The sequence below is a fragment of the Vibrio sp. M250220 genome, from assembly GCF_036533795.1.
In the GTDB taxonomy this organism is placed as follows: domain Bacteria; phylum Pseudomonadota; class Gammaproteobacteria; order Enterobacterales; family Vibrionaceae; genus Vibrio.
In genome coordinates this window covers 22,479-46,667 of sequence record NZ_JATABI010000034.1, presented here as the reverse complement: position 1 = coordinate 46,667, position 24,189 = coordinate 22,479, and the positions used below count along the sequence as shown (strand labels likewise).

24 protein-coding genes are annotated in these 24,189 nt (G+C 39.9%); 4 read left to right on the top strand and 20 right to left on the bottom strand.

Annotated elements, in window-relative coordinates; all coding sequences use genetic code 11:
- On the bottom strand, window positions 1-362 hold a 362-nt coding region (locus tag QTN94_RS12775), incomplete at its 3' end, for a hypothetical protein (RefSeq protein WP_331427840.1).
- A complete protein-coding gene (locus tag QTN94_RS12770; RefSeq protein WP_331427839.1) occupies window positions 305-649 on the bottom strand; it encodes a four helix bundle protein in 345 nt (114 codons plus the stop codon). The genes QTN94_RS12770 and QTN94_RS12775, both read right to left, overlap by 58 nt.
- A gap of 233 nt (window positions 650-882) precedes the next feature.
- Here QTN94_RS12770 and pssA point away from each other — a divergent pair, with 233 nt between their 5' ends.
- The gene (pssA, locus tag QTN94_RS12765; protein ID WP_331416742.1) at window positions 883-2,223 is read left to right on the top strand and encodes a CDP-diacylglycerol--serine O-phosphatidyltransferase; all 1,341 of its coding nucleotides are present in this window, start codon (window positions 883-885) and stop codon (window positions 2,221-2,223) included.
- 66 nt (window positions 2,224-2,289) lie between these two features.
- Here pssA and QTN94_RS12760 read toward each other — a convergent pair whose 3' ends face one another.
- The 3 genes from QTN94_RS12760 to galU are packed head-to-tail and all read right to left on the bottom strand — an operon-like array spanning window position 2,290 to window position 4,751.
- Window positions 2,290-2,835, bottom strand: a complete 546-nt coding sequence (locus QTN94_RS12760) for a sugar transferase (RefSeq protein WP_331427838.1) — start codon at window positions 2,833-2,835, stop codon at window positions 2,290-2,292.
- A 54-nt stretch (window positions 2,836-2,889) separates the two neighbouring features.
- Window positions 2,890-3,834: a UDP-glucose 4-epimerase family protein gene (locus tag QTN94_RS12755; protein ID WP_331427837.1), complete on the bottom strand. Its 945-nt coding sequence runs from the start codon at window positions 3,832-3,834 to the stop codon at window positions 2,890-2,892.
- Between the two features lie 50 nt (window positions 3,835-3,884).
- Window positions 3,885-4,751 carry a UTP--glucose-1-phosphate uridylyltransferase GalU gene (gene galU, locus QTN94_RS12750; RefSeq protein WP_331427836.1) on the bottom strand — a complete coding sequence of 289 codons (867 nt, stop codon included), beginning with the start codon at window positions 4,749-4,751 and terminating at the stop codon, window positions 3,885-3,887.
- A gap of 184 nt (window positions 4,752-4,935) precedes the next feature.
- Here galU and QTN94_RS12745 point away from each other — a divergent pair, with 184 nt between their 5' ends.
- Window positions 4,936-6,801: a polysaccharide biosynthesis protein gene (locus QTN94_RS12745; protein WP_331427835.1), complete on the top strand. Its 1,866-nt coding sequence runs from the start codon at window positions 4,936-4,938 to the stop codon at window positions 6,799-6,801.
- 125 nt (window positions 6,802-6,926) lie between these two features.
- Here the strand turns inward: QTN94_RS12745 and QTN94_RS12740 are convergent, their stop codons facing one another.
- The 13 genes from QTN94_RS12740 to cysD all read right to left on the bottom strand — a co-directional run bounded on the left by QTN94_RS12740 (window position 6,927) and on the right by cysD (window position 20,413).
- Window positions 6,927-7,826, bottom strand: a complete 900-nt coding sequence (locus QTN94_RS12740) for a sulfotransferase family 2 domain-containing protein (RefSeq protein WP_331427834.1) — start codon at window positions 7,824-7,826, stop codon at window positions 6,927-6,929.
- Between the two features lie 8 nt (window positions 7,827-7,834).
- Window positions 7,835-8,743 carry a glycosyltransferase gene (locus QTN94_RS12735; RefSeq protein WP_331427832.1) on the bottom strand — a complete coding sequence of 303 codons (909 nt, stop codon included), beginning with the start codon at window positions 8,741-8,743 and terminating at the stop codon, window positions 7,835-7,837.
- A 56-nt stretch (window positions 8,744-8,799) separates the two neighbouring features.
- A complete protein-coding gene (gene glf, locus QTN94_RS12730) occupies window positions 8,800-9,966 on the bottom strand; it encodes a UDP-galactopyranose mutase (RefSeq protein WP_331427831.1) in 1,167 nt (388 codons plus the stop codon).
- A complete protein-coding gene (locus QTN94_RS12725; RefSeq protein WP_331427830.1) occupies window positions 9,947-10,825 on the bottom strand; it encodes a glycosyltransferase family 2 protein in 879 nt (292 codons plus the stop codon). Before QTN94_RS12725 ends, glf begins: the two co-directional genes overlap by 20 nt.
- Window positions 10,825-11,718, bottom strand: a complete 894-nt coding sequence (locus tag QTN94_RS12720) for a glycosyltransferase family 2 protein (protein WP_331427829.1) — start codon at window positions 11,716-11,718, stop codon at window positions 10,825-10,827. Before QTN94_RS12720 ends, QTN94_RS12725 begins: the two co-directional genes overlap by 1 nt.
- Window positions 11,715-12,710, bottom strand: a complete 996-nt coding sequence (locus tag QTN94_RS12715) for a hypothetical protein (protein WP_331427828.1) — start codon at window positions 12,708-12,710, stop codon at window positions 11,715-11,717. The genes QTN94_RS12720 and QTN94_RS12715 overlap by 4 nt, the downstream gene beginning before the upstream one ends.
- A gap of 21 nt (window positions 12,711-12,731) precedes the next feature.
- On the bottom strand, window positions 12,732-13,802 hold the full coding sequence (locus QTN94_RS12710) for an ABC transporter ATP-binding protein (RefSeq protein ID WP_331427827.1): 1,071 nt from the start codon (window positions 13,800-13,802) through the stop codon (window positions 12,732-12,734).
- Between the two features lie 5 nt (window positions 13,803-13,807).
- Window positions 13,808-14,584, bottom strand: a complete 777-nt coding sequence (locus QTN94_RS12705; RefSeq protein WP_331427825.1) for an ABC transporter permease — start codon at window positions 14,582-14,584, stop codon at window positions 13,808-13,810.
- Window positions 14,585-14,643: 59 nt separating this feature from the next.
- A complete protein-coding gene (gene cysN / locus QTN94_RS12700; RefSeq protein ID WP_331427824.1) occupies window positions 14,644-16,056 on the bottom strand; it encodes a sulfate adenylyltransferase subunit CysN in 1,413 nt (470 codons plus the stop codon).
- Window positions 16,057-16,065: 9 nt separating this feature from the next.
- Window positions 16,066-17,031 carry a DHH family phosphoesterase gene (locus tag QTN94_RS12695; protein WP_331427823.1) on the bottom strand — a complete coding sequence of 322 codons (966 nt, stop codon included), beginning with the start codon at window positions 17,029-17,031 and terminating at the stop codon, window positions 16,066-16,068.
- Between the two features lie 2 nt (window positions 17,032-17,033).
- Window positions 17,034-17,660 carry an adenylyl-sulfate kinase gene (gene cysC, locus QTN94_RS12690; RefSeq protein WP_331427822.1) on the bottom strand — a complete coding sequence of 209 codons (627 nt, stop codon included), beginning with the start codon at window positions 17,658-17,660 and terminating at the stop codon, window positions 17,034-17,036.
- 88 nt (window positions 17,661-17,748) lie between these two features.
- Window positions 17,749-19,464 carry an SLC13 family permease gene (locus QTN94_RS12685; protein ID WP_331427821.1) on the bottom strand — a complete coding sequence of 572 codons (1,716 nt, stop codon included), beginning with the start codon at window positions 19,462-19,464 and terminating at the stop codon, window positions 17,749-17,751.
- Between the two features lie 34 nt (window positions 19,465-19,498).
- On the bottom strand, window positions 19,499-20,413 hold the full coding sequence (cysD, locus tag QTN94_RS12680; protein ID WP_331427820.1) for a sulfate adenylyltransferase subunit CysD: 915 nt from the start codon (window positions 20,411-20,413) through the stop codon (window positions 19,499-19,501).
- A 281-nt stretch (window positions 20,414-20,694) separates the two neighbouring features.
- On the opposite strand from cysD, the gene rfaD reads away from it, so the two are divergent.
- Window positions 20,695-21,636 (top strand): ADP-glyceromanno-heptose 6-epimerase, encoded by a 942-nt coding sequence (gene rfaD / locus QTN94_RS12675; RefSeq protein ID WP_331427819.1) that lies wholly within the window; start codon window positions 20,695-20,697, stop codon window positions 21,634-21,636.
- Window positions 21,637-21,722: 86 nt separating this feature from the next.
- Window positions 21,723-22,679, top strand: coding sequence for a lauroyl-Kdo(2)-lipid IV(A) myristoyltransferase (lpxM, locus tag QTN94_RS12670; protein ID WP_331427818.1), 957 nt, complete (start codon window positions 21,723-21,725; stop codon window positions 22,677-22,679).
- A gap of 29 nt (window positions 22,680-22,708) precedes the next feature.
- On the opposite strand, the gene QTN94_RS12665 is transcribed toward lpxM, so the two are convergent.
- Both QTN94_RS12665 and coaD read right to left on the bottom strand, forming a co-directional pair.
- Window positions 22,709-23,677: a glycosyltransferase gene (locus QTN94_RS12665; RefSeq protein WP_331427817.1), complete on the bottom strand. Its 969-nt coding sequence runs from the start codon at window positions 23,675-23,677 to the stop codon at window positions 22,709-22,711.
- A gap of 13 nt (window positions 23,678-23,690) precedes the next feature.
- A complete protein-coding gene (coaD, locus tag QTN94_RS12660; protein WP_331427816.1) occupies window positions 23,691-24,173 on the bottom strand; it encodes a pantetheine-phosphate adenylyltransferase in 483 nt (160 codons plus the stop codon).
- Window positions 24,174-24,189 lie beyond the last annotated feature (16 nt).

Below are 24,189 nucleotides of genomic sequence, written 5' to 3'. Positions count from 1 at the left end.
GAGTAGCGAGTAGCGAGTAGCGAGTAGCGAGTAGCGAGTAGCGAGTAGCGAGTAGCGAGTAGCGAGTAGCGAGTAGCGAGTAGCGAGTAGCGAGTAGCGAGTAGCGAGTAGCGAGTGACGAGTGACGAGTAGCGAGTGGCGAGTGACGAGTGGCGAGTGGCGAGTGGCGAGTGACGAGTGGCGAGTGACGAGTGACGAGTAGCGAGTGGCGAGTGACGAGTGGCGAGTGGCGAGTGGCGAGTGACGAGTGGCGAGTGACGAGTGACGAGTGGCGAGTGGCGAGTGACGAGTAGCGAGTGGCGAGTTACTTGCTTCGAAGTTTGACTATAAACGCCCCAAGCATGCGACTTAAATGTAAGCACTCTTCGGCCATGTCTTCTCCAACACATTTGGGAATGTATTGGATTTCAATCGCAATAAGAAGCTGAGTTCTTAACTCAGCTAATGAGCCTTTAGCAATAGAAAGAAAGTGCGCCTTTTCTTTGTCAGTGTGCCTTTCCATTCCTTCAGCGATGTTACTGGGTACAGAAAGACCGGAGCGACAAATCTGGTCTTTAAACCCATAATCCCTATGTTGTTTAAAGGATTTGTAGACTAAACAGCTTAAAGAGAAGCTTCTTTGCCATATAGCTAACTGTTCATGTTTCATGACGAATATCGACGAATAGAGTATTTATTTATTGTTATGGTCTTTTCTTATACGAAAAAATGAAAATGGTATTACATTGTGTGACTAAGCTGGGCTTTAGAGGTACAAACCTAGAGTCACCAAGCTCGGGACTAGCAACTCAAAACTCGTCGCTCTTTTAGCTTGATACTCGAAACTTTCAGCTTTGTTTGCTACTATCCCTGTCCACTTTTAGTAAAGGCAATACATCCAACATGATGACTAATAGGAATTTATTCGAACAACTTCCTACTTTGGCGCAAGATCCTGCACGGTTTGAAACCTTGTATTCTGCCAAGGATTTTCGAACTCGCTTGATTGAAGCGATTCGTCAGGCAAGTAAACGAATTTGCCTTGTTGCTCTTTACTTAGAGGATGATGAAGCGGGAAGAGAAATACTATCAGAGCTTTATCAAGCTAAGCAGCGCAACCCTGGTTTAGATATCAGCGTATGCGTTGACTGGCATCGAGCGCAACGTGGTCTAATCGGTGCAGAACCTGGTGAAACCAATGCAGCGATGTATAAAAGCTTTGCTGAAAAGCACCAATACAAAATTCCCGTTTATGGCATTCCAGTTAGAGGCCGAGAAGTCTTTGGCGTGCTGCATCTAAAAGGCTTTATCATCGATGATACGGTTATCTACAGCGGCGCCAGCTTAAACAATATTTACCTAAACTATAAAGATCGCTATCGCTTTGATCGCTACCATGTTCTAGAGAATAAAGCTCTGGCAGATAGTATGGTGAACTTTGTCCAACATGAAATCGTTGCACACCCTGCTGTTAACGATCTTGCCTGCCCGAGCAAGCCTGAGACTAAAGAGATAAAAACTCAGATTCGCCAGCTTCGCGCAGCACTTGCAAAATCGTCTTATCAGTTTGACTCTCAACCAGTTTCCCAAGATCAAGTTGCGGTGACGCCGATTGTTGGCGTAGGCAAAAAACGCAATAAGCTCAATCAGGGTATTAACCAGCTGCTTGCTCAAGCAAAAGATGAGATCTTTATCTGTACGCCTTATTTCAACTTCCCTCGTAGTGTTGCGAAAGAAGTAAGAAAGGCCCTGAGACGCGGCGTGAAGGTGACTATTGTTGTCGGTGATAAAACGGCTAACGACTTTTACATCTCACCAGAAGAAGAGTTTAAAACCATTGGTGGTTTGCCTTACCTTTATGAACGCAATTTACGTCAGTTTGCCAAAGCAAACGAAGCCAATATTGCTAGCCGTAAGCTCTCTATCCACCTATGGAAACACGATGAGAACAGCTTCCACCTTAAAGGCATATGGGTAGATAAGCGCTACATGCTGATCACAGGCAACAACCTCAATCCAAGAGCTTGGAAACTGGACTTAGAGAATGCAATATTCATTCAGGATAACTATCACCACTTAACACCTCAGTTTGAAAAAGAGGTGGAGAACATCCTTCAGCATACTCAGTTAATCTGTACCTACAGACAGCTAGAGAAGTTTGAAGACTATCCAGACGCAGTGCAAAAACTAATGCGTAAGATTACCCGAGTGAAAGCAGATCGGGTGTTGAAGCAGATTTTGTAATAGAGTTTCGAGCGGCGAGTAGCGAGTAGCTGCTCTTGTTAAGTTTAAAAGACTAATAAACATCCTCTATACGCGATCACCAGCACCTTTACCCAGCACAGTCTGAATTATATAAGAAAAGTATGATTTAACCGTCATCGAACTGATCATACGTTCATCCCACTCAGCTAATAGCTCCGGTGTAGACATATCGATTTCATTGACTTGAGCCAAACCTGTTATTCCTGGTCTTACATCAAATACGCCCTTTTCTTGCCTAGCATCAATAAGTTCTTGTTGATTAAACAGGCACGGACGTGGACCCACAAGGCTCATTTCACCCTTAACTACGTTAATCAACTGAGGTAGTTCATCAAGTTTGGTTTTACGAAGAAATCCGCCTAGCTTAGTGACTGAACTAGCACCAACAAGGTGTGTAGCTACTGACTTAGTCTCAACAGGCATAGTGCGGAACTTAATCAGTGTAAAAGGCTGTTGATTTCTCCCTACACGAGTTTGACGGAATACCGGTGAACCAGTGTCAAAATACCCCAAGATGCAAATAACAACAAAAACGGGCCATAGCAACATGAGACCGAATAAAGCAGCAAAGAAATCTATTACACGAATCAACTTAAAACCTTTCAATAATCACTAAAGAGAACCTGAATTACGTTTAAAAACGAGCTATTGGGAATCTAAATAGGCTTGCACCGTTCTTTTTATACCTTGTTCGAAAGTAACAGGAGGATCCCAATCTAGAATCTTTCGAGTATGAGAAATATCAACCTCAAGGCTACCACATAATCGCTGTGATATCTGTGGCTTACCAATAACCTGAGCTGCAAATTCGATAATTGACATGGGGATAGGTATCAAGCGCGCTCTTTTATTCATCGATAGCGCGACAGCTTTGAGCAACTGAGTAGTCGATACATCTTTATCATCAGAGGCTAGGAATGTCTCTCCGGCTGCTTTAGGGTGCTTACAGCAAGTTAGTATTAGATCCACTAGGTTATCAATATATACAAGGCTACGACTGTTATGGATTGCCCCCAGCGGTAGTGGAATTCCTTTCTTTATCCAATGCATCATAGACAAGAAGTTGGCTTTGACACCTGGCCCATAGACTAAAGGCGGACGAATTATCACAACTTCAATACCCGTTTCTTTGGCTAACTCTCTAAGTTGAACTTCAGCTTCGTACTTACTCAACCCATATGGATCATCAGGAACATGCACTAAATCAGGTTGAAACGGATGGCCTGATGGCGAGAACTCCCCATTCACCTTAATTGAGCTAATAAAAATGAATCGTTTAACGCCCGCTTGAGCGGCTTGCCTAGCAAGATTTAACGTACCTAGAGTATTCACCTCTCGATAAGCTTCCAGTGCCTCTATTGCTGACTCGTTCATCTGATGAACACAAGCAGCGCAGTGAACCACGCAATCGACACCATCGAATGCGCCAGCCCAGTCTGTATTTGGATCAATAGAAGAAACAATATAATCTGAGCAAATAGCAGGCTTTGGAGTGCGTACAACGCTAGTGACAGCCCACTCTTGACACTTAATATTTTCAAGTAGCGCAGCTCCTACAAACCCAGTACTACCGGTGACTAAAAGGTTCATACACTCCTCAACTCAGACGATTGTCATCTTACACATAACTTAATTATTACCTAAGCCTTAACTGTGCGTTCTTTACCAATTTCTTGTGCGGGTTTATCAAGGTACTGAGTTTGATAGCAGTAATTAGTAGCATCAATAAAACCTTCAACACTACCGCAATCAAATCGCTTGCCTTTAAACTTATATGCAATAACACAGCCCGATTTAGCCTGTTCCAGAAGCGCATCTGTAATCTGGATTTCCCCCCCCTTACCTGGTTCTGTCTTTTCGATAATGTTAAAAATGTCTGGCGTTAAAATATAACGCCCAATAATAGCTAAGTTACTTGGCGCCATTCCTTGCTCTGGCTTTTCAACCATATCTTCAACACGATAGATATCATCACTAATTTTACTGCCAGCAATCACGCCATACTTATGCGTTTCTGACTCTGGAACTTCTTCTACTGCCACGATCGAGCAACGAAATTGATTAAACAGCTCAACCATTTGTTGTAAGACACCTTTATCTTCATTAACACATAGGTCATCCGCCAACACAACAGCAAATGGTTCATCCCCAATTAACTCACGTCCGGTAAGAATGGCATGACCTAAGCCTTTCATCTCTCGTTGACGAACAAAAGTGAAACTCGCTGCATCAATGATCTTACGAATATCTTCCAATAAACTTTCTTTATTGGTGTCTTTTATTTGGTGCTCTAATTCATAATTTTTATCGAAATGGTCCATTAGAGAATGCTTACCGCGCCCAGTAACAATGCACATATCTTGCATCCCGGCCTGTATCGCCTCATCAACACCATACTCAATTAGTGGCTTGTTAACCACTGGCATCATCTCTTTTGGCATAGACTTAGTCGCCGGAAGAAAACGCGTACCATAACCTGCAGCAGGAAATAAACATTTTTTAATCATTCAAAGATATTCCGTGTTCTTAGTTTAGAGTTGGTGCTGATTGTATACGAGAACCCTAAAATATTGAAGGAAACAGCTAATATCACGGGAAATACAACTAGCTCTATATAGATAAGCAGATTAGAATGCCTGAACTCCACCTTTATCAAGCCGATAGTGTCCATATATTCTTTTGAGGATTACAATGATAACGCCAGTCAAGCTTTTACTAAACGCTAGCCGAAAAAACAAACGGTTAATCAGCATTGGCTACGACACTCTAGCAGTAATCACATCACTCTACTTAGCGATTGCTTTTAGACTCGGCTCTGCAACCTTTGCAGTAGGTTTAGATGAACTAGGCAGCCTAATCGCTACTTTATTTGTTACTATCTATAGTTTTGTCCGTCTCGGAATGTATCGCGCTGTTCTGCGTTACATGATGCTACCTGCAGTTGGACACATTTTTTTAGGGGTGTTTTTTTCAGCGTTAACGCTTGCTCTAAGCGGTTTTTTCTTCCATTCATTTATTCCTAGAAGTGTGCCTTTTATATACGCAGGTCTCGCCATTCTAGCCTTAGGTGGCCCTCGAATTTTTGTCCGCACAGTTTATTACCACTATTACAAACGACAAAAGCCGAACGTATTTATTTATGGTGCTGGCGCAACAGGGCGAGACCTCGCCTACGCACTCATTCAAGGTGATGAGTATCACCCGGTTGCACTACTTGATGATGACACTACTAAGACTGGCCAAATAATGTTTGGAATTAGGGTCTACCATCCTGATGAGTTTCAAAATTTACAAAGCCTTTATCAACCCATCAAGTTATTACTAGCGATGAATAACATTAGTAAAGCTAAAAGGCTGCAGTTAGTTGAAAAGCTCTCTGAATGGCCGATAGAGATTCAATCTGTGCCTTCTGTTGAAGATATTGCGACAGGTAAAGCAGTCGCGACTGAGGTAAAAGATTTAGACGTCGCAGATCTATTGGGCAGAGCACCTGTTGATCCCAATCAGGAATTAATGGCGAAAAATATAACTAACAAAAGCGTAATGGTTACTGGGGCTGGTGGCTCTATTGGATCTGAGCTTTGTCGCCAGATCATATCTCAAAAACCAAAGACACTGGTTTTATTTGAACTCAATGAATACAATTTATACAAAATTGATCAAGAGCTTTCAAATACGATACAAACACTTAAGCTAGGTACTAAACTTGTCGCTGCGCTTGGATCCGTACAAAGACAGAACCGACTCGAAAAGCTTATCACGGCCCACAATGTTGAAACTCTCTATCACGCGGCCGCTTATAAACATGTCCCCCTTGTCGAAGATAATATAGTAGAAGGTGTTCGCAATAACGTTTTTGGTACATTAGCATGTGCTCAGGCTGCTATAACCACCGGAGTCAAAAACTTCACCTTAATCTCGACTGATAAAGCCGTTCGGCCTACCAACGTGATGGGAGCAACTAAGCGTTTGGCGGAATTAGTCTTACAAGCCTTAGCAGAAACAGAAACCACAACAACTTTCACGATGGTCCGTTTTGGTAATGTTCTCGGGTCATCTGGCTCAGTAGTACCGCTATTTAAAAAGCAAATCCGCACTGGCGGCCCTGTCACCGTGACTCACCCGGATATCATTCGTTACTTCATGCTCATACCAGAAGCCGCTCAGCTAGTAATACAAGCGGGAGCAATGGGTGATAACGGACAAGTCTTTGTTTTGGACATGGGGGAACCAGTAAAAATACTAGATCTTGCAAAACGAATGATACATTTGATGGGTATGCGTGAACATATTGAAGGCGTCGCAGCAGCCGGTGATATTGAAATTCGGTTTACAGGGTTACGCCCAGGAGAAAAGCTATTTGAAGAGCTTCTGATTGGGGACAATGTGGAAGGAACTAGCCATCAAAAAATCATGACCGCACAAGAAGATAAGTTAAGCTGGAAAGAGATGAGTGAACTAGTGAACCAACTAGATATATGTTGCCACCATTTTGATGTAGAGTGTATTCGACGCATCTTGCTTGATGCGCCTACTGGATATAATCCTAATAATTAAATCATTTATTACATTTACTGTTTTGACTTTACTAATTTCTGCAATTGGCTGACCTAGCTATTCATGCTTATAGCATCTATAAAACCTTCAACACTGCCCTTTTTGATCATTATTTCGATTTAATGTTAACGACGTAGCTGCCTATACATCTCAATTACCTTCCATGCTTTTGAAGCATAAATTGTATTTAATTTCTCTTCATAGCTCTCTTTTTGCTGAGCTAGCTTATCTTCTAAATCGGTAATAGAGCAATTTTTTTCAAATAATTCTCTTTCGAAATTTATTAGCTCTAAAGATAAACTATCCACTTGCTGCAGTAATTTAGCTGTAGGGCTCTGGCTTCCGTACTCTTCAAATGCACCATCAAAAGATAAACCATGTGGTTGAGACTTAAAATCTCCAATCATTGGATAATTAAAAAGAAGAAAGTCTTTTTCATATAAACGATTAACTATTTCAACGGATTTTTGATTATAAAAATCAATATAAGTCATTATATTATCATTCTGTGACCTATTAACCTGCTTTAACTCACCATCAATGCCTATCAGGCTTTTTATGGTATTAAAGTCGATATCGATCATCTCAATTTTACCAATAAAGTCCGCCAAACATTTTTTACCATTATAAAAAAAATAGTGCTGAGGACAAAAATGGATATAGTTATAATCATAACGAATTTTTATTTCATCTAGTTGTGCAACAAAATCATTAAAGCTCAGATCAACATTTTTCCACTGGCGTGTTTTTTCTAAATAGGCAGAGTAAACTCTTTCATATGGATTACGCACAAAACCAAATACAAAGTTCTCATTATTAACTAAATGCTGATAAAACTCCGTCTTAGCGAGGTCATTTAAAGGAATATGAGGTTTATCGACTACATGATCTATCCCTGTAATATAACCTCTGTGCCAAAAGTAGTTATCAAATGAATCATATTGAGATAAAAACTGTCTAATGCTAGTCCCTGCAACTTTAGGGTTGTGAATAAATACAAAGTTTTTACTACAAGAAATAATCATAATTCACCTTATGGAATATACTTTTCATTCAATCTGAAATTAGATGACATACCATCTTTTAAAGCATCCTGAATTATTTTAATGCCTTTAAAATTACCAGTAATTACACAGTAACAAGATACTAAAAGAGCAAGTAGATATGGTCTATGTCTAACTAACCAATTATTACCAAACTCTTTATGTATTCTAAAAAAGTTACGATATACAAAATAGCTTTTCCAATCTGTTGGTTTATAGTTAGGTTCTGTAGGACGTAAACGTGTCATTTTTGCACTAGGTATACATTTAATATCAAAACCATTACGCAAAGATTTCAGTGAAAAATCAAGATCATCACTAAAGATAAAATAACGCGCATCCGGTATTCCTATTTTTTCAAATATTGAACGTGGAATTAAAGGACCTTCAAATGGTATATTTTGAATATCAAAAGGAGATGTTTCTTCCTCAAATGGTGTCCCCATCACTGAATTACGCTTGTGATTCAAAATACAAATGGTATCCAGATCAATCTTCGTTGCTGATGCCTCTGCATTGCTACCATCCACAGCAAACCGCATTGGCTGCAGAATAGTTTTCTGATCAATGTACGGATTGAGTTGTTCTAAGCAGTCACTGTGAAAAGTGACATCATCATCTGCAAGCCATAAATGAGTAAAATTCTTACTATTTGCTAGGGCTTTTTCACAACCAAAAGCAAAGCCACCAGCACCACCTAGGTTTGCTTTTGTATTATAGTAGTGAACTTCATCAGACACTGAATCTGAAAACTGTTGAACTGTTTCGTATGTATGATCTGAGCTATTATTATCAATAATAAAATAAGTAAGGGGACCTTGATGTTTCAATGATTCAAGGTTCTGCTTTAGCATATCTGCTCGGTTAAAAGTAACCAGTACTATTGCTATTTTATTCATATATAAACAAAATGGCACATAAATGTACCATTTCCTATTATTTGTAATTTATTAGATTAGACTACGTCTACAAAAAATGCCGGTACTACTTCACCTTCCGTCATTGCCTTTAATGATTTTTCAGCCACCGTCATAGCTTCACGGATTGTTACATCCATATCTAAGTAACGATAAGTTCCTAGGCGGCCTACAAAGGTTACTTTTGACTGTTTATGCGCAAGCTCAACATACTTCGACAATTGCTCAATGCCATCACCACCAGCAAAACGAATTGGGTAATATGGGATATCCGTTTCACCCGCTAGGCGACTATATTCTTTATAGATCACACTCTTTTCATGCGATTCCCAAGGAGAAAAGTACTTATGCTCCGTAATGCGAGTGAATGGTACTTCTGCATCACCATAGTTCATTACTGCAGTGCCTTGGTAATCACCATCATGTACTTCTTGTTTGAAGTCTAAAGTTCGATAACCTAAACGACCATGAACATAGTCAAAGTAAGCATCAATAGGGCCTGAATAGAAAATATGCTCAAAGTCATCTTCCATTGCTTTATCAAACTGAGTATTTAACTTCACTTCAATATTTTCATGGTCTAAGATTTTTTCAACAATCTCAGTATAGCCATTAACTGGCATACCTTGGTATTTATGATTGAAGTAATTATCGTCATAGTTAAAGCGCACTGGTAAACGCTTCAAAATACTCGCTGGTAATGTCGAAGGATGAACCCCCCACTGCTTCTGCGTATAACCTTTAAAGAAAGCTTCATAAAAATCTTTACCAACAAAGCGCATAGCTTGTTCTTCAAATGTTTGTGGATTTTCAATCGAAGTATCAGCTTGCGACTCAATAAACTCTTTAGCTTCTGTTGGATTCAGTGTCTTACCAAAGTATTGATTAATTGTATGTAAGTTAATCGGCAGTGAGTACACTGCACCTTGGCTGGTTGTTTTTACACGGTTAATGTATGGTTTAAACTCTACCCACTTATTTACATAGTCCCATACTTCCTTATCATCAGTATGGAAAATGTGTGGCCCATAAGTGTGAACCATGACTTTGGTTTCTTTATCACGCTCAGAATAACAGTTACCCGCTACATGCTCACGAGAGTCTATTACCGTGACTTTGTAGCCTTGCTCTGCAAATTTACGAGCAATAACTGCACAAGAAAAGCCAGCGCCTACAAATAATATTTTATTTTCCTTGGAAGCCATGTAACCACCCTTTTAAAATTGATTTAATCATATTAAAGCTAAAGTCAAAACGAAGCCCTTGGAAAGTAACTTTTAATTGTGACAATAAAAATATAAAGTTAGATAAACGGTCTCCAGAACCAATCTGTTCCATTTGAGAAATATCACGCTTCACTTTAAAGTTATTACGCAATGTATAATACACTCTAAATGGATTCATATTACCGTAACCATAAATCTTCTTTCTGAAGACAGCTGGTTTTACATATAATACATTGGTATAAAAGGATGCTTTAATTCCATATACGGTGTCGTCTTGATAAATAAAATAGTCTTGTTCTGGAAAACCAATTTTTTCGATTAGTTTTGCACTAACTAACATACCTTCAAAACAAGCAACATTAACACAACACCATTCTCTTCCATTTTCAAATGCTCTATTTTTCATATCAAAGAGTCTTGCTGTAAAGGGATCATAAAACTGCTCCCAATACTGTGTTTCACCATTTTCGGTAAATACTTTTGTTGCATTTATACATTCTGACAGTTCTGTATAGCTAAGCTGTACTTCTAATGTTTCAGGTTCTGGTTCAATATCATCATCCATAGTCCAAACCCAATCAGCTCCTCTTTCTATGGCAACTTTCATACCATATGAAAATCCACCAGCACCACCAGTATTTGATTCTAATTTACAATAATGAATTAATGGATTATCTAAATAACCACTTTCTTTTAAAAGTTCATCGGTTCCATCTGTTGAAGCATTATTAACGAGAATAATTTCATCAACATTTCTAGTTTGATTTAACAATCCTGCCAAACACTCCAGTAGCATATTTTTTCGGTTATATGTAACAACAACTGCGGATACTTTCATTATTTTCTGAATAACCTTTTTACTGGAGATAACAGTTTAGTATTAACTAATTTATTTACGACACGAGCAATAACCCAAGTATTTGAAGCTATATCATGTGTTGCTTCACCTAAAGATAGCAAATGGGATATGGAAATATTTTTATTTTCCAAATCATTTCTTAAATGCTTATTTATAATTAAAGATCGATAGAACAAATGCTTATCTTTAGATTGTGTCACTGTATTACCATAATTTGAATTTTGATTTGTTCGGATATGGTAATTAGCAAGTTCTCTCTGCACAACTAAAATATCAAATTTCATTAGAAATCTAATATTAAAGTCCCAATCACCACATACTGGTAAGGATTCATCATAGTAGCCGATATTCTCAAAAACCGCTCTTTCGTATAAAAAAGAAATTGGCATAAACTTATTAATTTCACACGTTTTTTGTAATGAAATAGCAGCTAAATGAGCATCAAATGGCTGAGAATAACCGAATGTAATATTTTCTTCCGTTACTTCTTCAAAAATCTGTGTTGTATGTGTAACAACACCTTTTACACTTGGAATCTGACATTCTTCAAGAGCTGTTGTTGAAATACTTAAAAATTCTTCATTAAGACTATCATCATCATCATGAATTAAAATATACTTTGATTCAGACGCTTTTAAACCAACATTCGATGCCGCTTCCATGCCAAGAGATTGTGGGTTGTGAATTATCTTGATTCGACCACTATATTCTGAAGAATACTTTTCAGCTAACTTATCAACGCACTCTTGTTCACCACCATCATTAACAATAACGTGTATCCAATCTTGCTCTGTTTGTGATAAGACACTTTGCATAGCTCTTTCTAAAGTTATTGGACGATCTTTAGTTCTAGTGATTATTGCGACTTTCATTTAAAAAACCTTATCAGACGAGAAAAAAAACCATAATTAATACTTTCTACTTGGTTTATACTTTCATCAATATGTTCACATTCAATAGCATTCACTTTTTCGCCGTAAGAAACAATATCATGTGTAGTAATACTCCTAACTTCGGGTAAGTTATAGTCATTTGCAAGTTTACGATAATCTTCATTAATTAATAGCAATTTATTTTCCATAACTTTAAAGTTAGTGTCGTTTATCAAAGATATAGACTTAGTAAAAGCAACACTATTATCTCCTGCTATAGATCTTATTTTTATTTGTCTTTCCTTCTCTAAAACACTTTCATCTTTTTTAGAATTAACTTCAGAACTATCACAACAAAAACTAGGTAAACCTATACAGTTCAAGAAACTATTTATATGATCACTACCTTTTAATCTATACGGTAAATGATAAACTTTATCTTCACCAAAAAAACGTCGCCATAATAATATGGTCTCATACTGACAATAAAACATTACACTTTGTTCATAAAAAACCTGTACAAACTTTTTAACTGGATTATGTCCTTTATTAATTTGGTTGTACCAGGATTTCATTAAAGAAAGAGGCTGACGACTAAAAAAAACTATACTAACATCATAGTCACTTAAGGAATCAACCAAACTGTTCATTGCTAATATTCTATCCTGCTCAGGCAGTATTGATATCCTATAGAACTCTTCTGAAGATATAATATATTTATCAAAATCAGATTCATTAATTTCGTTCTTCAAGCTAGCGATACAACTTTCAAAGCTATCTTCATCAATATACCATCCAGGTTTTGTACCATTAAACTTTTTAATGAGACTTACTGATAGTTTTCCATGATTGGTTTCATTGTAACTAGGTCGTAAGCCTCTAATGTAATGAAAACCGCTGTCATTTAATTTTTCATTATTCAAATCTAAATATTTTTGTATTGCCGAAGTTCCTGTCTTAAAATGACCTATGTGCAAATATATTTTCTTCATAACGTTTTTATAAAACCTTTCTTAAAATCGGGTAATTCTCAGACAAAACACAACAATTTCATTTATATTTTCATTGAGTATACAGACATTATCTTTCCCAATATCTGCAATCATAGGGCTATACCTAGCATGTTTAGCAGAATTATTTCTCGGCCATTTTTTCTCGAATATAGGAGTGCTATATCCCTGACTATGAGATGACAATATCATCCCTGCTTCATTAATACATTTAATTGTATCTATAGAACGATCTTTTTTATCTATAATAATACAATCAAAATAAATTTGATCACCATTAAATTTTACGTTTTCTAAGTGAACACTAAAATCTTCATTTATTTCATACTTTTCAACCATTAGCCCAAAAGTAGAAAATCGTGTATTAATATTATATTCAGGGAAGATATGTTCAGGAGCCCCTTCTTTCCTAACAACACCATCTTCAATCCAGACGATACGATCAGACAAGTTTCTAACCTGTTGCTCAAAATGTGATACAAAAATCACCGTAATATCTGAAGCTATTTTTTCATGTAGAGCTTGCTCTGCTTTTTTCCTAAAGCTTGCATCACCAACCCCAAGCACTTCATCTATCAGAAGTACATCAGGTGAGACATACATAGCAATAGAAAAAGCTAACCTTGCCCGCATGCCCGAAGAGTATGTCTTCGTGGGCTTTTCATAAAATTCTTGCAGTTCCGAAAAGGTTTTGATTTCCTCTATCTTCTCTTTGATAAAATTTTTGCTATACCCCATTAGCATACCGCTAATGATCGTATTTTGACGACCAGACAAGTTAGGATCAAAGCCTGCAGCTAAAGCCATAAGAGAAACACTTTTCGTATGGTGAATTACTTCACCACCATCGGGTTTTATAATGCCGGCTAACAAACGAAGTAAAGTTGATTTTCCTGCGCCATTTCGACCAATCACACCTAGTACTTCACCCTTATAGACATCAAAACTAACATCCTTAAGTGCTTTGTATTCCGTAGACTTAAAGAAAGACTTTCGCTCTTTATAACTAACAGCTACGTTCTTTAATTCAATCACCTTCTCAGGTTGTTTTTGTTGGATTGTTTTATCTTGCATAGCCATTACTCCAACACAACCCTTGGCAAAATATACTCTAACTTTTTATATAACCACACACCAAAGATGGTTAGGCATGAGCTTAGAATAGTTACATAACCCAACAAGCCCCAGTTGGGCCCAACACCATCTACTAATACATCTCGATATGCCGCTAAAATTACAGCCATAGGGTTAAGGAAGAAAATTGACTGGGCGCCGACAGGGATATCATGATGACTGAAGAAAATACCTGAGCAAAACATTAAAAACTGTAGTGCAGTCGGAATTACAAACGACATATCACGAATAAAGGGGACAGCTAAAGCGGCTAACATTGAGCATGCAATTGTAAACAACAACTGAATAAAAATGATTGGTATACAATAAAGCCATACACTGCTTGGTGAAATTCCATACGCAACCAAGAAAGCCAAAAGCAGCAAAAAAACCATCACTTGCTTGATCGCATTCTGCACTACACAAGTCATTGGAAAGAATAACTTAGGAATATAAAGCTGATTCATGAGTTGTTTACCGGCAAGAATACTACCCATTGTATGGTTAATTGTTTTCGAAAACCAAAGCCATGGGATCAAACCAGTAAGAAGAAATGCAACATAGTTATCTCCCCCCCGAGCAAGCAGAAAAGAAAATACAACGTAATAAACCACCATATGTAACAATGGTTCAATTACCCACCAAGCATAACTCAGGTAGTTTACTGATGCTTCAGAGCGCAGATTCAGGCTGGCTTTAACCCAAATTAGCTCTAAAGTTCTTTTGATATCAACAGAATGCATAAATTAATAAGAGCAAAAAATTAGTTCTTCTGCTCTATCCTTATTTAAAGATTAACAAATTAAATTGCCTTGCAACCCCACTCGGGGAACTGCTGGCGAATCATCGCATTCAATGCTTTTTCCGATTCGGTATAAACACGGCCACTAGCATTACTTTCTTTATCAGAAATAGCACTTACCATACCAGCCCCCACAGTCACATTATTAATACGGTCAATAACAATAAACGCACCTGTTTGCGGTAATTGCTGGTACTCATCTATTGCTACGTTATCGGTTAGTTTGATATTCGTCAGTGCTATCTCATTAAGCTCTAAACTTTCTGCACGTGCAGCGTGCTTTTCAAGCGTATTTACATCCACTTTATGGGCAATGCTTGCAACCTTGCCTAAGCAGCTCTTAGTTGCAAACTTAAACAGGTACTCTTTATGAGTCAGCATCGGTTGCTCACCCATCCATACTAGGTGGGCTTCACACTGGTTGGTTACTTTTGGTTCGTGACCTGTGTGAACAATCATATCACCGCGCGAGACATCAATTTCGTCCTCAAGTGTGATGGTAATGGCTTGGCCTGGTTGCGCCGTTTCTAGCTCACCATCATGAGTATACACAGATTTTACTTTTGATGTTTTACCTGAAGGTAGTGCTGTTACGTTATCGCCCACCTGAACTTGGCCAGAAGCTAGCGTGCCGCAGAAACCACGAAAGTCTAAATTTGGTCGGTTCACATACTGCACAGGGAAGCGCATATGTTCTAGATTCTTGTCTTTATCAACTTTAACCGTTTCGAGCAACTTCATTAATGTCGCGCCCGGGTACCAATCCATTTTTTCACTTGGTGTTACTACGTTATCACCTTTCAGGGCAGAGATAGGAACGAAGCGAATATCATCGATATTGAAGTTCTTTGCCATTTCACGGTAATCCGCCTTGATCTGCTGGTATACCTCTTGGCTATACTCCATTAAATCCATTTTGTTGATCGCCACAATAATGTGCTTAATACCCAAAAGAGAGCAAATATAGCTATGACGGCGAGTCTGCGTTTGAATACCGCGGCGGGCATCCACCATTACAATCGCTAAATCACAGGTTGAAGCGCCTGTTACCATATTACGCGTATACTGCTCATGCCCTGGGGTATCGGCGATAATGAATTTACGTTTGTCGGTTGAGAAGTAACGGTAAGCCACGTCAATAGTAATACCTTGCTCACGCTCTGATTGCAGGCCATCCACAAGAAGCGCTAAGTCAAATGCCTCATCAGTGGTATTGAATTTTTGGGAGTCTTTCTCGATCGCGGCCATTTGATCTTCATAGATCAGTTTTGAATCGTAAAGTAGGCGACCAATGAGTGTTGATTTACCGTCATCCACATTTCCACACGTTAGAAAGCGCAATAGATCCTTGTTTTCATGTACTTTTAGATATGCTTCGATATCTTTAGCAATAAGGTCCGAAGAGTGTGACATGTCTTATTCCTACTTCTTATAAAATTTATTTAAAGCCTGAACGAAGTTTTCCACTTCAGACTTTGGTAATTGGTTAATACCAGCAGCGGCTTTTCGGCCCCCACCGGTTGCAAACTGGCTACATACTTCATCGGCGCCCGTTCTGTTTTCTAAAGGCGCTCTTACACTGACGGTGTAATCATCTCCGCTCGCATTCAGGGTTAACACTGCATGTGCTTTACTCGGTGATTGGTTGGCTAATTGGTTACCAAATACACCGCTAATTCTTCTTGCCCAAGCTTCACAAGGTAATACATACACTTCTGTAGACAAGGTTGAAAAGCTTGCTTCCAGCGTTTCTAGATTGCTTGCATCACTTTCATACCCTTGCTGAAGCAAGTAATACGGTGAACTCGTATCCGCTAACAAATCAAATGGTGACTCATACTGCATCAGTTGAACAAACAGCTCTGCAGGTTCAATATGCAAATCAAACAAACTTGCACCATAGCCATTGTAATTGATTAACACACCAAGTTCTTTTAAAAACTCAGTTTGTTCAACTTGCAGATCACATTCTTGAGCCAGCGCTTCTGCTTGAGCATTTAAGTTATCGCCAAAAGCGCCCGCAATCGCCCAATGTACGTAACGGCCACCTATGTGCTTATTAATCAGTAAGCTAGTACAGATTTGAGCATCTAAGTTAATCAATGCGGTAAAGTTGTCTGACTGTGGTACTTCACCTGTTCTGTGGTGGTCGCAATAAAAAACTGGCACTTCACGATCCAAAATTTCGTGCAGCGCGTCTAAGTTCTTTTCCATCGAAATATCAAGCACTGTTACACCACTGATATCCGCTTTCGCAGCTACTTGCTGCAACAGTTTAATATCACGTTTAACCCCAGTAATGAGCGTTGTGGTTTTAGGCTCGCTCTTACGCAGTTGAATAAGTGAGATAATGCCGTCAGCATCACCATTAAATACGTCGTAATGCATGATTAAATATAACTCAGTTGTTTCAGTTGTTTTACAATGAGATCAGCACACTCTTCAATAGAAGCATTGGCTGTTTTGATATGAATCTCTGGCGTTACAGGCGCTTCATAGGCTGAGTCGATGCCAGTAAAGTTTTTGATTTCGCCAGCTCGTGCTTTTTTGTATAAGCCTTTAGGATCTCTTTGTTCGCACACTTCTATCGGGGTATCAATAAAAACTTCTAGAAACTGTCCATGAGTAAGCAACTCTCTTACCTGTTGGCGATCGCTAATAAATGGCGATATAAAAGCCGTCAGAACAATAGCGCCCGAGTCGACAAAGAGTTTAGCCACTTCACCAATTCGGCGAATGTTTTCTACGCGATCTGCATCGCTAAATCCTAAATCTTTGTTTAATCCATGACGAACATTATCGCCATCGAGTAAATAACTATGCTTACCCAACAATAGCAGCTTACTTTCAACTGCATTAGCCACTGTTGATTTTCCAGATCCACTCAACCCAGTGAACCAAAGTAAAACAGGCTTTTGCTGTTTTAAATCGGCACGTTGCTGGTGAGATACGGTGGCGTTATGCCATACAATATCATCACTCACAGAGTTATTTGGTTTTTTGCTATATGGTGCCATCTACGCTTCCTAAAATACTCAATGTGCTGTAGTTTGGTTTGCAGAACTCGCCCTTTGGCTCTGAAATAATGCTAATTTTAACGGCTATCTAGAATGGAAAAAAATACGGAATCGAAACCAAAGCCACTATGATGTAACTTAACGATACCTTCCACCCCACTCGGATAAAGTCTTTAAAACAATACCCACCCGCATTCATCACCATTAAGTTAGTTTGGTAGCCATAAGGGCTAATAAAGCAAGCACTTGCTGCATACGCGACCGCCATAATAAACGGCGTCATGCTGACTTGATATGCGTTGGCCAGTGCAATACCTATCGGTAGCATTATCGCTGCGGCAGCGGTATTGGTAATCATTTCAGTAAGAACAACCGTCACCAAAAAGATCATAATTAAGGCAATATAGGGTGACCTCTCACCAAGCATGGCATAGAGTAGGCCGGTTATCTCAGTGGCTAAGCCTGAACTTGTAAATGCTTGAGCGATAGACAACGCACAAACCAAAATCACCCAAAGCTCAAATGGAAAACGGCGACGTATTGTCGTGCCATCTAACACCTTTAGCCCCAGCATAGCAATAATATAAGCCCCAATCGCTTCTAATAAGCTTATCTGTGTAACCGCTGATACGATAATCGAACTAACAAAACCCATGATTGCTGCAACGTTTTGTTGTGGCGTCAAGGTATTGTTTAACTCAATTCCACTTAAAATAAAAAAGTTTCTGGTGAGGTTTTGTCGTTTGTAAAAATCCGCTCCGATCGCCAAAACAAGCTTATCGCCAGATTGTATCCTCTGCTCACCGAGCTTTCCTGACAGTCTATGTCCCTCACGATTAATGGCAACAACAGCAGCATCAAATCGAGAGCGAAAGTCACTGCTTTTTAGTGTTCTCCCAATCAAGACCGATTCAGGGCTTACGATCACTTCTGTGAGGTTGCTGCTAAGCAGTTGGCTGCTATCTGCAAAAATCTCTACCCCATCAAGAAGTCGCAACTGCTTAATATTTTCAACATCCCCAGTAAAAACAAGTTTATCATTCGCTTCAATGACTGTATCAGGCGTTACTGGGGAAATAAGCTGTTTGCCTCTTACTATCTCTGCCAAGAAAAGCCCATCTAAAGCACGTAGCTTGTTCTCCCTTACATTTTTACCCACTAACTTACTTGATTGGCTGACCTCTGCATCAATAAAGTAACCTTTTTTATCCTCACTGCTTGTCGGGGTGTAAGAAAGCTTACGGCAACTCACCGCAATCACTGCTCCAACAATAATAACAAGCACCAATCCTACTGGGGCAAAATCAAAAAAGTGCAGTTCAGGCAAGTTAGCATCGACTAGTAGTGCATTCACCACCAAATTAGTCGCAGTGCCGATGAGCGTTAATGTACCACCAAGAATGGCAAAATATGAGAGAGGGATTAACAGACGGCTCGGGGGGTGTTCTTGGTTTCTTTGCACTCCCCCCATTAAGGTGGCAACCACTGCGGTATTATTAAGTAAAGCAGAACTTATCGCGGTAGATGCACCTAAATGGAACAGTGTTCTTGCGTAGCTGGTATGGAAGATCTTACTAGATAACCAACTCAATAGATAACTTCTCTCTAAGGCGAGAGAAGCGATCATAAGGCTAATCAAGGTTAACACTGAACTGTTAGTCACATTAGCTAGCAGTTCCAATTGTTCCACTTGCCCTGTCATGTAAAGAATAAGGGTTGCTGTAACAAATAACGACACTGCCCGATACTTTGAAAATATCAGGCAAAGTAGTAAACCAACTATAACGAGGGCGGTTATGGCCATTTCGCTAACTTAAGTATGTCTATAATTTGTGCGGTTAGAAATAACCTTCACGTTTTTTCTTCTCCATTGAACCGGAGCTATCGTGGTCAATGGCACGCCCTTGACGCTCTGAAGTCGTGGTTAGAAGCATTTCTTGAATAATTTCAGGCAGAGTTGTCGCCTCAGATTCAACCGCCCCGGTTAACGGATAGCAACCAAGAGTACGGAAGCGAACCATTTTTTCTTCGACGACTTCACCCTCTTTAAGCTCCATTCGTTCATCATCAACCATGATCAGCATGCCATCACGCTCAACAACAGGGCGCTTCTTCGCTAGGTAAAGACTTGGGATCTCAATACTCTCTAGGTAGATGTATTGCCAGATATCTAGCTCTGTCCAGTTAGACAACGGAAATACTCGAATACTTTCGCCTTTATTCACTTTCCCGTTATAGATGTTCCAAAGTTCAGGACGCTGATTCTTTGGGTCCCAGCGATGGTGTTCATCACGGAAAGAATAAACTCGCTCTTTTGCACGCGACTTTTCTTCGTCACGACGTGCACCACCAAATGCCGCATCAAAGCCATGCTTGTCTAACGCCTGCTTTAATCCTTGGGTTTTCATTATGTCGGTATGCTTGGAGCTTCCATGAACAAACGGGCTTATGTTCATCGCTAAACCTTCTGGGTTTTGATGAACAATCAACTTCATGCCAAGCTTCTCCGCCATGTAATCACGAAACTGGATCATTTCTTTGAACTTCCAAGTGGTATCGACATGCATAAGTGGGAACGGTGGTATACCAGGAGCAAACGCTTTTTTAGCAAGGTGAAGCATCACCGAAGAATCCTTACCAACTGAATAAAGCATCACAGGGTTATCAAATTCAGCCGCTACTTCTCGCATAATATGGATAGACTCAGCTTCAAGCTGTTTCAAATGTGTCATGCGCTCTGGCGTGATGGTCATAGTACTTTCATCCTTACTAAAATAATTTTGATGTTGCATTAGCCTTAAGTAGCAATATCAAATACTAAGTCTATCAAAGATACAGACAGACCTATCAATCAATTCTTGTGCAAAACCGACCGTGATAATACAACAATCCCCTGTAAGAATCGACGCCAACCTCTACCATGTAGTTAGATATCGGTCATCATTGGGTAAAATTATAAACAAACCACAATGTGCGCCCAGTTCGCATTACATGATATACTCGCATCAGTTTAACTACTTATTGGGATTTACTTATGATCATCGTTACTGGCGGCGCTGGCATGATTGGCAGCAACATCATCAAAGCACTTAACGAACAAGGCATTAATGACATCTTAGTTGTCGATAATCTAAAGAACGGTAAGAAGTTCCAAAATCTAGTCGATCTTGATATCGCTGATTACATGGATCGTGATGATTTCCTAACTCAAATCATGGCTGGTGATGACTTTGGGCCTATCGAAGCTATCTTCCACGAAGGTGCTTGTTCTGCTACGACAGAGTGGGATGGCAAATACATGATGCTCAATAACTACGAGTATTCAAAAGAGCTTCTTCATTACTGCCTTGAGCGTGAGATTCCTTTCCTTTACGCCTCTTCAGCGGCGACTTACGGCGAGACAGATACTTTCATTGAAGAGAAACAATACGAAGGCGCTCTAAATGTCTATGGTTATTCGAAACAGCAATTTGATAATTACGTTCGCCGCATCTGGCAAGACGCAGAAGAGCACGGAGAAAAACTATCTCAAGTAACAGGATTCCGTTACTTCAATGTTTACGGCCCTCGCGAGCAGCACAAAGGCTCTATGGCTTCAGTCGCATTTCATTTAAACAACCAAATGAATGCTGGAGAAAACCCGAAGCTGTTTGCTGGCAGTGAAACCTTCAAACGAGATTTCGTCTATGTAGGCGATGTTGCAGCCGTTAACCTTTGGTTTATGCAAAATGGTGTATCTGGCATTTTCAACCTGGGTTCTGGTAACGCAGAATCTTTTGAAGAAGTCGCTAAAGCGGTAATCAAGTACCACGGCCAAGGCACTGTAGAGACTATTCCGTTCCCAGAGCACTTAAAAGGTGCTTATCAAGAATTTACTCAAGCCGATTTAACCAAGCTACGCGCTGCTGGCTGTGATCACCAGTTCAAAACAGTTGCCGAAGGTGTTGCTGAATATATGAGCTTGATTAACAGCTAATCGAACTATTTGCTGATTCAAAGCCAAGACGTTATCTTAGCAATAACTCTTGGCTTTTTTCTTTTCTTGTCAGATAAAGGTTTTTCGTGACTACAGAACGCAACGACTACGACCCTAAAGCATATAACCCAACATTCCAGAAAGCATTCCTTGCTCCCAAGCATTGGGGAACATGGCTTGGTCTATTGATTGGGTTACCTATATCCCTACTGCCTAACTCCGTGCGGGTTTCAGTGGCATCTTTCGTCGCAAAGAAACTATGTAAAAAGCAAAAGGGCTCTATTCAAAAAGCTCGTATTAACTTATCGCTTTGCTTCCCAGAAAAGTCTGAGCAAGAACGTGAAGCTATCCTAGAGAAGTGCTTAACGACGGCCGGAGCATTTCTACTAGGCTTTCCAGCGATCACTCTTAGAAATAAAAAGTGGCTTGAAAAGCATTCTGAGATAAAAGGAATTGAACACCTCCACGCACTACGAGACAACGGTCAAAGTGCTATTTTGCTTGTGCCACACTCTTGGTGTATTGATATCCCAGCAATCTTACTGGCATCACGAGGGCTCCCTGTATCAGCAATGGCTAACAGCCAAAAAAACCCTGTGACCGACTGGCTAATGCATAAGCAGAGAGTCCAGTATGGTGGCCGTGTCTATGACCGCAGCGGTGGTATCAAACCGTTTATTAAATCGGTAAAAGATGGCTATTTAGGTTACTACCTACCCGACCAAGACCACGGCCCCGAACAAAGCGTTTTCGTTGATTTCTTCGCGACAGAAAAAGCCACACTACCAGGGCTAGGTAAACTGGCTAAAGTGAGTCGCGCCAAGATTGTTCCGACTTTTGCTAGCTACAATATCGAAACTGGCAAATATGAGATTGAGATAAAAGCACCGATTGAGGACTTATCTGGCGATGAGTATAAAGACGCTCGAGTCATTAATGAAGTGGTCGAACAATTTGTCCATCCGCATCCAGAGCAATATATGTGGATACTCAAATTACTCAAGACACGCAGAAATGGCAACGACCCCTATGTCGGTTACTAGTCATAGTAAGCCCACGCACATGCGTGGGCTTACTTTATATAAGGTAGACGCTTAAAGTCAGTAATAATGTTGCCTAAGTGAGGATTAATCGCCTCGCCTAAAGCCGCCTTCTCATACATAGCAACATACGCTTTCGCCATCCCATCCGCATTAAACAAATCTCGTGCATATTCATGGCAAATAGTCGGAGTAAAGTTTGAAAAGCTACCCACAGCCTCAATAAGCTCTGATTGTTTGTTAGATAAAAAGCCAACATCACGACTCACAAGTTCAGGAAGCGAACCATAAGGAGTGCCAAACACAGGGCAGCCAAAGTAAAGGCTTTCTGTAATGGCAAGCCCAAAAGGTTCATGCCAAGTCACAGGAAAGATTAATCCCTTAGATTTGGTCATCACTTGCGACTTTGTCGTATCATCCACCATCCCTAAGAAACGGACATGACGGTCTAATGTCAGGCGAAAGCCCATCTTAAAATTGAGGCGATGGCCACCAAGAACATCGAGTTGCTCACCAGCGTGCTTGGTGATATCAATCGCCCCTTGGACATTCTTAACTCGCCATGCCGCCTTGCCTAAAAAGTGAAAGCGCTCTCGGTCAGCGTTTAGGTCTGGTTTGAGGTAATTATCCCAGTTCAGGCCGTTGTGCACATAAGCTTGCGCTCCATGATTACGTGCGTGCTGTGAAGAAACAAAAATTGTATTTGGATCGATAGGTCCGTTTGAATTGCCATGTTGAGTAATCACATAAGGGCGCGAGATAGGCTCAAAATCACCATGAAAATGCACGACATCAACATCACTAGGGATTTGGTTTTCAAGTGGCACCTTTGAGTTGAACTCTATTACCCTAGCCCAATCACAAACCGTTCCTTTACCAGCAAGAAGCGTCACCTGATGACCTTGCAGGTGAAGAGCATAGACAAGATCCCATATTACACGCTCAGTGCCACCATAATTCACTACAGGCAAAGTCGCATGAGTATAAATCAGTATGTTCATTGGACTCTCTTTACTATTTAGCCGTTAACTTTTTGGTAATCGCACGGTGAACGCACTTGGGAACAAATTGCTCTACTTCACCACCATGAATCGCGACTTCACGAACAAGAGTAGAAGAAAGGAACGCATACTCTTCAGCAGGTGTTAGAAACAAGCTTTCAAGTTCTGGCTTAAGACGGCGATACATGGTCGTTAAACCAAACTCATACTCAAAGTCCATTGTTGTTCTCAAGCCGCGAACCAATATTGTCGCTTTCTTTTCTGTTGCAAAATCAACCAACAAACCACTAAAACCATCGACTGACACATTATTGAGTTCTGAGCAAGTTTCTCTCAGCAGCGCTACTCGCTCCTCAAGAGAGAACAAAGTATTCTTACTCGGGCTTTCTGCAACACCAATAACAAGGTGATCGAACATACTCGCTGCTCGTTTTACTAAGTCGTAATGACCATTGGTCACTGGATCGAAAGTTCCTGGGTAGATGGCGATACGCATAACTATCCTATATATT

What these genes read in the sequence shown, in the direction of transcription:
- QTN94_RS12770 (WP_331427839.1), bottom strand. Translation starts at nt 649, where the DNA reads ATGAAACATGAACAGTTAGCTATATGGCAAAGAAGCTTCTCTTTAAGC.
- pssA (WP_331416742.1), top strand. Translation starts at nt 883, where the DNA reads ATGATGACTAATAGGAATTTATTCGAACAACTTCCTACTTTGGCGCAA.
- QTN94_RS12755 (WP_331427837.1), bottom strand. Translation starts at nt 3,834, where the DNA reads ATGAACCTTTTAGTCACCGGTAGTACTGGGTTTGTAGGAGCTGCGCTA.
- galU (WP_331427836.1), bottom strand. Translation starts at nt 4,751, where the DNA reads ATGATTAAAAAATGTTTATTTCCTGCTGCAGGTTATGGTACGCGTTTT.
- QTN94_RS12745 (WP_331427835.1), top strand. Translation starts at nt 4,936, where the DNA reads ATGATAACGCCAGTCAAGCTTTTACTAAACGCTAGCCGAAAAAACAAA.
- QTN94_RS12740 (WP_331427834.1), bottom strand. Translation starts at nt 7,826, where the DNA reads ATGATTATTTCTTGTAGTAAAAACTTTGTATTTATTCACAACCCTAAA.
- QTN94_RS12735 (WP_331427832.1), bottom strand. Translation starts at nt 8,743, where the DNA reads ATGAATAAAATAGCAATAGTACTGGTTACTTTTAACCGAGCAGATATG.
- glf (WP_331427831.1), bottom strand. Translation starts at nt 9,966, where the DNA reads ATGGCTTCCAAGGAAAATAAAATATTATTTGTAGGCGCTGGCTTTTCT.
- QTN94_RS12725 (WP_331427830.1), bottom strand. Translation starts at nt 10,825, where the DNA reads ATGAAAGTATCCGCAGTTGTTGTTACATATAACCGAAAAAATATGCTA.
- QTN94_RS12720 (WP_331427829.1), bottom strand. Translation starts at nt 11,718, where the DNA reads ATGAAAGTCGCAATAATCACTAGAACTAAAGATCGTCCAATAACTTTA.
- QTN94_RS12715 (WP_331427828.1), bottom strand. Translation starts at nt 12,710, where the DNA reads ATGAAGAAAATATATTTGCACATAGGTCATTTTAAGACAGGAACTTCG.
- QTN94_RS12710 (WP_331427827.1), bottom strand. Translation starts at nt 13,802, where the DNA reads ATGCAAGATAAAACAATCCAACAAAAACAACCTGAGAAGGTGATTGAA.
- QTN94_RS12705 (WP_331427825.1), bottom strand. Translation starts at nt 14,584, where the DNA reads ATGCATTCTGTTGATATCAAAAGAACTTTAGAGCTAATTTGGGTTAAA.
- cysN (WP_331427824.1), bottom strand. Translation starts at nt 16,056, where the DNA reads ATGTCACACTCTTCGGACCTTATTGCTAAAGATATCGAAGCATATCTA.
- QTN94_RS12695 (WP_331427823.1), bottom strand. Translation starts at nt 17,031, where the DNA reads ATGCATTACGACGTATTTAATGGTGATGCTGACGGCATTATCTCACTT.
- cysC (WP_331427822.1), bottom strand. Translation starts at nt 17,660, where the DNA reads ATGGCACCATATAGCAAAAAACCAAATAACTCTGTGAGTGATGATATT.
- QTN94_RS12685 (WP_331427821.1), bottom strand. Translation starts at nt 19,464, where the DNA reads ATGGCCATAACCGCCCTCGTTATAGTTGGTTTACTACTTTGCCTGATA.
- cysD (WP_331427820.1), bottom strand. Translation starts at nt 20,413, where the DNA reads ATGACCATCACGCCAGAGCGCATGACACATTTGAAACAGCTTGAAGCT.
- rfaD (WP_331427819.1), top strand. Translation starts at nt 20,695, where the DNA reads ATGATCATCGTTACTGGCGGCGCTGGCATGATTGGCAGCAACATCATC.
- QTN94_RS12665 (WP_331427817.1), bottom strand. Translation starts at nt 23,677, where the DNA reads ATGAACATACTGATTTATACTCATGCGACTTTGCCTGTAGTGAATTAT.
- coaD (WP_331427816.1), bottom strand. Translation starts at nt 24,173, where the DNA reads ATGCGTATCGCCATCTACCCAGGAACTTTCGATCCAGTGACCAATGGT.